This is a genomic window from Mesotoga sp. UBA5825, assembly GCF_002432955.1.
In the GTDB taxonomy this organism is placed as follows: domain Bacteria; phylum Thermotogota; class Thermotogae; order Petrotogales; family Kosmotogaceae; genus Mesotoga.
The window spans coordinates 10,628-18,517 of record NZ_DJHG01000140.1; the positions used below are offsets into that span (position 1 = coordinate 10,628).

7 protein-coding genes are annotated in these 7,890 nt (G+C 44.2%); 4 read left to right on the top strand and 3 right to left on the bottom strand.

Annotated elements, in window-relative coordinates:
- Both B3N33_RS12875 and B3N33_RS12880 read left to right on the top strand, forming a co-directional pair.
- Positions 1-446 (top strand): DUF6305 family protein (locus B3N33_RS12875; RefSeq protein WP_292593547.1); only part of this gene is annotated, 446 nt, incomplete at its 5' end.
- Between the two features lie 55 nt (positions 447-501).
- Entirely contained in the window at positions 502-1,575 is a 1,074-nt protein-coding gene (locus B3N33_RS12880) for a succinylglutamate desuccinylase/aspartoacylase family protein (RefSeq protein WP_214079653.1), read from the top strand.
- A 240-nt stretch (positions 1,576-1,815) separates the two neighbouring features.
- Here the strand turns inward: B3N33_RS12880 and B3N33_RS12885 are convergent, their stop codons facing one another.
- From B3N33_RS12885 to B3N33_RS12895, 3 genes are read right to left on the bottom strand one after another with little or no spacing between them, the layout of a single operon-like run.
- Complete coding sequence (locus tag B3N33_RS12885) at positions 1,816-4,545, bottom strand: hypothetical protein (protein WP_292593548.1); 2,730 nt, start codon at positions 4,543-4,545, stop codon at positions 1,816-1,818.
- A 15-nt stretch (positions 4,546-4,560) separates the two neighbouring features.
- The gene (locus B3N33_RS12890) at positions 4,561-4,908 is read right to left on the bottom strand and encodes a prepilin-type N-terminal cleavage/methylation domain-containing protein (RefSeq protein WP_214079655.1); all 348 of its coding nucleotides are present in this window, start codon (positions 4,906-4,908) and stop codon (positions 4,561-4,563) included.
- An 8-nt stretch (positions 4,909-4,916) separates the two neighbouring features.
- The gene (locus B3N33_RS12895) at positions 4,917-5,480 is read right to left on the bottom strand and encodes a PulJ/GspJ family protein (RefSeq protein WP_214079656.1); all 564 of its coding nucleotides are present in this window, start codon (positions 5,478-5,480) and stop codon (positions 4,917-4,919) included.
- Between the two features lie 868 nt (positions 5,481-6,348).
- On the opposite strand from B3N33_RS12895, the gene B3N33_RS12900 reads away from it, so the two are divergent.
- Together B3N33_RS12900 and B3N33_RS12905 are read left to right on the top strand one after the other, a co-directional pair.
- Complete coding sequence (locus B3N33_RS12900; protein ID WP_214079657.1) at positions 6,349-6,630, top strand: hypothetical protein; 282 nt, start codon at positions 6,349-6,351, stop codon at positions 6,628-6,630.
- 472 nt (positions 6,631-7,102) lie between these two features.
- Entirely contained in the window at positions 7,103-7,819 is a 717-nt protein-coding gene (locus tag B3N33_RS12905; RefSeq protein WP_099830456.1) for a CBS domain-containing protein, read from the top strand.
- Positions 7,820-7,890: the final 71 nt, after the last annotated feature.

The following is a 7,890-nucleotide window of genomic DNA, read 5'->3' on the forward strand; positions in this document are numbered from 1 at the left end:
TGTTTTATTCCAGCATCACTTCTGCTCTTGACGAAGGTCCGGCGAAGATCGAACACACTTTCGAAAAGCTGCTTAACGCCGATCAGTTTGAAATTGAAACATACAAAACGCTAATGATAGTCGTTGGCGCAAGTGGAAAGGGTCTAGGAGCCGCAGGGATAGAGATTGACGCGGAACTTCAGAGAGTCTTGCTTCTCGCTCAGAAGGCCAGAGAATACGGGACCAAAATAATCGTTGGCAACCTTGAAGGAGAGTCTCGGAGAGGCTCTTCATCCGATGAAATCCTGTTGGCTTTAGCGCCATATGCCGACGCTCTCTTTGCTAAAGTCGACGCTAATCAAGACGATTTGTTCACCAAGATAAGTGAGGAGAGATCCATTCCCCTCAAGCTTTTCGAAAAGACAGTGGATTTAGTTGAAGTTCTCAATGAATTCTTTGTGAGATAGATTATAGGGGCCTTAGGCCCCTTGCTTTTCTCTAAACGATCGGAGGTAATAGCAAATGAGAAAAACTCTTATCATCTTCATACTGGTTCTCGTTGCCTCATTTTCAATGGCGAGTTTTTTCAGGCCCGACATTCGTGCAGGTTATGGCGTAACGAGCACCGGATGGCTATCGGATTACTTCGAACCTCTCAAGGGAACGAACATGGATACTCCAGTCTACTACATGGACAGCGGAGTGCCCGGGCCCACTTTTCTGCTTATGGGTGGTACACATCCAATGGAGATCGCAGGAACCGTAGCTGCGACAATATTCATTGAAAACGCTTTGGTGAAGAGCGGCAGGATAATTGTTCTGCCTTTTGGCAACAGCAGCGCGGCTTCAATAGGAACCGTATTCTATCCTAACCAGCCGGATCACTTCCTGCAAATCGAGTCGAAGACGGGGCCACGTTTCCTTGTATATGGAGACAGGAATACCGACATCGAAGATCAGGGTGTCCCCGATCCAGATGTCTACGTCCATTATCAGTCGGGACAGGAGCTTCCGGGCTACGAGTCGAGAAATCTGAACAGAAACTTCCCCGGGCGACCCGACGGAACCCCCACCGAAAAGCTGGCCTTCGCGATAATTGAACTGATAAGAACCGAGAAAGTCGATTTCAACCTCGACATGCATGAGAGCGATACTCCAGACAACTACAGCATTGTCGACGGAAACAAGGTTCAGGGAGGCAGACTGGCGTACATGCTTGTCTGTCACCAGCGTGGGCTGGAAATTGGCGCATACGCCACTATGGAGATTGAATTCAACTACGGGGTCTCTTTGAACCTCGAAGAATCCGACATACGATTTAAAGGCCTTAGCCACAGGGAAATCGGAGATGCCACGGAAAGTATTTCATTCCTTGTTGAATCGCCCAATCCCGGCTTCGACTACACGTGGCGTGAAAACGCCGATGTGCTCCACGATGAGAAGTACCCTCTCAAGCACCGTGTCGGCCTTCATCTGGCGACCGTCGAAGCGCTAATCAACGGCTACAACATGTTCATGGGCACGGAACTCACCTACACAGATGTTCCGACATACTCAGACTTGATGGAAAACGGCTTCGAAGCTTATTTGAACTAGAGAGTCGTCATACCTTGTTTAAGCAAAAAGCCCCGCCGTCACCGGGGCTTTTCTTCTCTCATACGAATGTTTCACCAGGTCTGATTCGATCATACTTACATCCGGAGCTTTGTGAAGAACAAGTCAAAAAGACACTTTCTTCGCAATACTTCCCTCGGTTCTAGTATATCCATTTGCACTCTCTGGTAAATGAGGATCAATCTCTCCGTTGAAAATGCAAGTCTTCTCAGAACGGAGTCTCTATCTCATCGATGTGCCCATTACTTCAAGAATATTCGACTCCGGAGATGCAAATGGCAAATCTTCGTTTCCGTAGAGTCTCTCATCGTAATAGTTACGGCTCCTGAAACCGCTCGAGAGAGCCCCTGCAGGATCTGCTTGACCTGCAGGACCTGCTTCAATAGAAACCATAGTGCCAAACAGATGCCTAAAACCCATATCTACATTGTAGCGATTGTAGTCATCTATGAGAATCTGTCCTGTATTGCTATGCCCACTATTCTTCCCGAACGCGAAGAGGTTAGTAAATAACTTGATATTCTTGATCGCATCTCTTCCACTCGAATTGCTCTGGTAAGGCATTACAATGTTCCCGTTAGTTGCAACAAGATTGAGCATGTCATTCAAAGAGGCGTTGGATGCTGACTCATTGGGGTCGTAGTCTGGGTCAAAGGCAAGTCCCGGCTCATCGACGTAACTTCTGAAAGTTGAATCATTCAGCATATCGTTATAAAGGATATCGCCATAAATCCTGATGTCTCCCTCTTTTGACCTTATTGTGTATCTCCCGTCAATAACAGTTGCTTCTCTACCCAGTGTCGTTCCAATACCTCCAGGTATTCCAGAACCTCCTGTTTCAATGTCCTCCTCAACCACGTAGTAACCTCTGTTTGAAAGAGTAGTAGCCTCGGTAGTGAAGGAAGGATAGTCTTCTTCGTTCTCCGAGTTGACTTTCATTATGACGGTCGTATCGAAATTTATCTCGGAAAAACCATCGGACGGAGTTATCAAATACATATAGACATCTGCATCTGCCACTTTTTGTCCGTTACCACCACTTCCACCAATCACTTCCCAATCAGACCATTGAGAATAATTCCAGTCGGACCATGACGAGACAGTTTTGGGACCAAGAATACTCTGACTGGACATTCCCCAGGTTTCATTGGCATCTACTACCCAGCGTCTACTTAACCACCTTTTTTTCCATTTCCAACCTGTGAAATTAAGCGTGAAACTAATCGGACCATTTTCGTACTCGAGAGGATTTCTAATAATAGTTCTAGATCTTCTCCTCACTTGATTACCAGATGTTCTGACTTCCCTATTCCACTTGAACTTGATCACTGAATAAGGACTTGAACTCTCAAAACTGCCTGTGCCTACAAGATTGCTCAGAGGTGCTCCGAAAAGCATGTCTGACGACAAATCTACGCTATTTGCATTGTCCAGTATTCTGAGACCACCAGTAATTTCAGTTTGAATAATAGTTCTTCTCTCCTCAGTTATGGGGGATTCATTCACCAAGAACGTTACGTAATTACTATTGATTAGCTGTCTCAGTTCCTCATACGTGAAGCTATCATCAGTTATGTTATCGTTCTTCCCGAGAATTGAGTTCGCAGAGAGCTTCCTGTGGTCATTATCAACTATCCAGGCTTCAAACGCATCCAAGAAGTCATTATCATTAATCAGTAGAGTTTCTAGCCATTGCGAGTCTTCATAACTTATCTGCTGTGACGTTTCAGTCTCAGACACCTGAGAACCGGAACTTCTCTCAGTGTCCTTCAAGTAGAGCCCGAGAGAATTCTGAGGCAAGCTAGTACCTCTTTCAAGTGCATTTAGCAGATCTTCAAGCGAAGTAATGTTTAAATAGTGACTGGAGTAATAATCTTCCATCTCATCGAATCTCGTTTCGAGGTCCTCTATGGTTTCTTGACTCACCTTGATACTCCCGGCTCTCAAGAACCATGGAAGAAAGCGACTATTGAAGTCTCCCGAAGAAGCGTTGTCTACGAAGTCAACAACTGAACCTTTCACTCTTAGTTCTTCATGCACTTCTTCATAGGAATCTGCTACAAGCACCTCATCAAATCCTTCAAGGAATATCCATGTTTCGCCATTCTCTACGTGTACAGCATAATTCTTGTTGTTGAATCGTTCATCATAATCGCCGTCGCCATCTGTATCTACTCGTATTGTCTTATTTCCATCCCACTTCCCGCGAAGATCTATATTGGCATTCTCGTACCAAACTTCTCCATTGAAAATGGGCCCATCGTCCGAAATATCGTCAGGATCAGGTGGTATCGTTGCTTTCATTCTGAAGCCACCGTTGCCAGCTCCCCCCTGACCTACCGATCCGAAGAAAGTCGGTCCATATATAACGGATCCTGGATTCCAGAAGGCAGTTGAGTTGCTTTCCAGTTCGAATCTCGACCAGTTGCTGAAGAAACGCGGGCTCGCAAGTCCCCAGAAGTAAGCACTCATATTCCCCTTAGAGGTCTTCACGATCGCAAGAAGCGTATTAGGAGATGATGTGTAGGGGATTAGAACCATATCGTCGAAGGTTCCCCCCGTCACTTCATCAAAAACCTTAGTCAAATCAAATCCCGGCCTGTAGAACTGCTCACTAGAGAACTTAGAAAACAAATCCTTCCAAGCCCGGTATTCGAGAGTATCACTAACGAAAAGACCAAGAAAATCCTCATACATTGTTGGGGTCGAAGTTAGTGAAATATAGAAATTATCAGTTGAGAGATTGAGATAGCTTTCTTCAGCGAACTTTCTCTTGAGATATCCGAAATTCGCGAAGAATGCATTCCCCCCGTCCACCTGCAGCTGCGCCTTGCTAATCCGTTGAAACAACTCTGAGGTAGTTGAAGAAGTTCTGTTTAGAAGCGCAACAGAGATTACTGTAACTGACATCATTATTATCAAGGTCAATGGCAAAACAAGCCCTTTCCTCATGTGGCTCACTCCCAATCATTTCTGCATTACTGCAGTGAATGTTGCTTCGCGACTCTTGTCCTCTACATTCATTATTGTGATTGCTGCTTCAAGCTTTTCTAGGAGGCCGGAAGAGACGCCTTGTGCATTTAACCTCTCAAAGAAAGACTCGTCTTCAGATACTTCCAATCCGTAATCGTTAACTCCACCCGATCTCCAAAGATTCGCGATTTCGTATCTTATTTCTGTGTAATCCTTCATTCTCACATTTGACTTGCTAAGAGTCGAGTGTATTGTGAGAAATATCTGAAATACGGTCACAATTATTATCGCAACAACGGCCATTGTGATAATCATTTCGACCATAGAAAGTCCCTTCTTCATAGTCATCCTCACTTCACATTTATTAATCTCACAGAAGACCTGTGAGTTCGAGTCCCATCGGGAGAAGAAAGCGTTATGCTATATGAAACCGATCCTCCGTTGACCGACTCAAATTCCAAATCGACATGGTCAAATGAGCTGGAAGAGAAAACTATGTTCTCAGCGCTGTCAAGAGGCTCAATTAAATCTGCAGTACTATCAACGGGAAAGTCTCCTTGAGCACTTTGCTTTTCCCATATGAAAAGCCTACCTTCATTAATATAAAACTGCTTTGTCACCTTTACCCTGACGAAGGGCAAAGAAACCATATATCTCAATCCTCTTGCCGGTCCCTCTTCACTTTCCTTTACCAGAGTTATCTTTTCAACATTTGGGCCTGCCTTTGAAAGCTCAGCCTGAATTATGCTGTCAACTTTGAAAAGTTCTGAATATCTCTCTACCTCTCCAAGAGCAATATTCGATCTTCTGATGAGATCTGTGAACATCAAGAGTACTGATGTAAGCACAATCGTGAAAACTATCATTACTACTGTCAGTTCAACAAGAGTCATCCCAATTTTCCTTCGTTTCACTTCTACCACCCTGTCCATTCGAAAAATCCTAAGATAATACCATAAGGACTATCCTTATCTCTTGTGTGTGTCTCTAGTTCTAACTTCGTTGAATGTTGCTCATTCAAAGTCTTGTCTTTCGATTGTGAGCTTGCAACAAGATGCCAATTCTCCGGTCTCGACGAGAATTAATTATCCACTGAGCTTTGAAGGACTCACGATTCTTATGTGGAGCTGCAACAAGTTATTACACGAACGCTTGCAAAGTTTCTGAATCTATACGATCGTCTAGCTTTCATTGTCAATCGCTCGGTTTCCTCAGAAATGAGTTTCCCAACATCAGTCGAATTGAGGAAATTCCCTTCCGCCTATTTCATGCTTTTGGAGAGTATTAACGGACAATCTCACTAATTAACAGCTTTTGAAGATAGAGAATACCCTTAATGGAGTGGAAGCGTCGTCAATTAGTCACTTTCCCTTCTATATCATCACTGGGAAGTATACTTTAGACTGAGTATCAATAAATGAAGATTCTATCCCGACTTTTTCCTAGTGTCGCTCCAAGAGACCTGCGAAAACAATCAGGAGCTTATCTAAAAGTGATTGCTTTCGGCAGATAAGAAATCTCAGCTGTCGAAAAAGGAAAATCATCTGAATGATGTAATTCCGATTTCGCGAACCATCATGACTTTTCGAAAGCTGCATGCAGGTGTTCAATTCTCACGATTCTTGAGACTCAAATGAGCTGCTTGGGAAGTTCTCTTGCGATTTCACATTGAAATTACGGAAGTTTCTTCTCATCAGGCACTGTTTTGCATCGACTTTCGTGGAAGATGATGAAGCTAAAGGATCATTCTCTTAATGAAGACAGGAAAGGAGATAATGATTTATGAGGGAAAAAGAGAGAGAGATAGTCAAAAGACAAATCCGCGAGTTGCTTTTGGAATCCGCAAAACCCTATATCGATAAGAGAGCAGATATGATCCTAGAGAGCAACCTTCTTAAAGACGAAGAAATATCTGAGCTGATTCAGGAAGGAAGAGCTTACACAATGGCAATTGCGCTCATAAACGACTGGTTGCTCACACTCCCTTATCCCCTGAAAGGGAAGACGTACAAGAAACTCAAGAAGGTTCTCGATAGTTTGATGTCGCACCACAATAATGGTTGATTGGAGCGCTTCCACATTGAAATGAGATCTCCAATACCTCGCCTGATGAAAGCTACTCCTAGATTTTTCACTCAGGATACAGAAATAGTAGACCGGTATACTGTTCTTTCTATGTGACTCACACGGCAATAACATGGCAGTTAGATTCAGTTTTCTCCTGAAGAGCAGCCATTCCCCCGACTGCTCTTTGAAACTTATGAACTGGATTCGTTTCACAAAGTTGTATGTGATTGGAATGAGTTGACAAACCTTATAATACTGCTCGAAAAACAGATCTGAGAGTTCAGAAAGTTCCGGAGTCACCAATGATATTCCTTTGTCAACTACGATTGTAGATCTGCAGTTCTCCCAGTGCCCCGCTGTTTTGATATACTCTATTTAGGTAGAGAGTCGTCTCTCCAATTCTTGTCCAGTTCTGCTACCATTACTGATTCTCTGCGATTGTAAGCGAAGTTCCATTCAGGAGGTCGATATGGACAATTCAGAGAGGTTTATGCAGGCCTTCAGATCGATAGAGGGCTATCTGAGGAAGATAAACGAAGATTACCGGATCGACGGCTTCGCAAGATCCTTGAGAGATGCATCAAAGAGCGACAAAACTCTGCGCAACTACCTCGACATACTACTCGAGTACGCTGAACTCCGAAATGCAATTGTCCACACGCTAACAAGTGATGGCAAACCTATTGCAGAACCGCATAAGGAAGTCGTAGAAAATATTGAACACGTTGCCGAAATGTTGAACGCTCCACCCAGGGTATCTACGATATTCAAATCAGGAAAAGTTGTTACAATCGACCTCAACGATACGGTTGACAAAGCCCTGAAGATCATAGGGGAGAAGTCATTCTCGCAGATTCCCGTCTATGAGGGAAGGCAATTCAGAGGAATTCTCACTACGAATGCGATCGCCAGGTGGATGGCCTTTGTTGGCGAAGAAGAGAGGGCGTGCATAAAAGATATGCCGATTCGAGCCGTGATGGACTATGCGGAAGAAGATGAGGCAGTCGAATTCGTTAGCAGAAAAGCGACTCTCTTCGAAATCGCAGCTTCATTCAGCGAGTTCAGTGCCCTGGGCAAAAGGCTTGAGGCGATACTTGTAACTGAAAACGGAAAAAGAAGCGAGACTCCCCTGCAGATAATCACCATCTGGGATATCCCGCTCATATCTGAGACTCTAAACTCCTGAGAGAAAACACAGACAAAGCCAGACATCGAATATCAGAAGGAAGGGTATCCCCATTGTCCAATGTGCAAAGG

What these genes read in the sequence shown, in the direction of transcription:
- B3N33_RS12880 (WP_214079653.1), top strand. Translation starts at nt 502, where the DNA reads ATGAGAAAAACTCTTATCATCTTCATACTGGTTCTCGTTGCCTCATTT.
- B3N33_RS12885 (WP_292593548.1), bottom strand. Translation starts at nt 4,545, where the DNA reads ATGAGGAAAGGGCTTGTTTTGCCATTGACCTTGATAATAATGATGTCA.
- B3N33_RS12890 (WP_214079655.1), bottom strand. Translation starts at nt 4,908, where the DNA reads ATGAAGAAGGGACTTTCTATGGTCGAAATGATTATCACAATGGCCGTT.
- B3N33_RS12900 (WP_214079657.1), top strand. Translation starts at nt 6,349, where the DNA reads ATGAGGGAAAAAGAGAGAGAGATAGTCAAAAGACAAATCCGCGAGTTG.
- B3N33_RS12905 (WP_099830456.1), top strand. Translation starts at nt 7,103, where the DNA reads ATGGACAATTCAGAGAGGTTTATGCAGGCCTTCAGATCGATAGAGGGC.